Annotated in this window: 1 protein-coding gene; it reads left to right on the top strand. The window is 64.8% G+C overall.

Annotated elements, in window-relative coordinates:
• Positions 1-202: 202 nt before the first annotated feature.
• On the top strand, positions 203-372 hold a 170-nt coding region (locus ADK57_RS51195; RefSeq protein WP_234390220.1), incomplete at its 3' end, for a DUF6507 family protein.

Raw genomic sequence — 372 nt, 5'->3', positions numbered from 1 at the left:
AACATCATCGCGCTGCTGAAGTCGACGTTGGAGAAGAACGACGGTACGGCGCAGTCGACGATCCAGCGGGCCAAGGCCGCGGTCGACAACATCGGCTGAGCGTCGAGGGCGTCGCGGGCAGGGTGTAGAGCAGTAGAGCAGTGGGGCCGTAGGGCTCTGCAGGTCTGTAGGACTGTGGGAACTTCGGGATACGGGGGCTGTAGTGCCGGGCTGGGATCTGAATCCGCAGGGTATTTCAGGTGTGTTGAAGACGACGGGTGAGACGGCGTCGAACCTGGAGAAGTACGCGAAGGCGTTCGGTGAGCACCTGACGTCGGCGGCGACCAGCGCCGGCACGATCTCTGCCGAGGGTGGCGGTGGCGGCGAGGGTGG

The sequence above is a fragment of the Streptomyces sp. MMG1533 genome, assembly GCF_001279775.1.
Taxonomy (GTDB): Bacteria; Actinomycetota; Actinomycetes; order Streptomycetales; family Streptomycetaceae; genus Streptomyces.
Note: the sequence above shows the minus strand (reverse complement) of the source record. Positions and strands in the feature narration are given on the sequence as shown.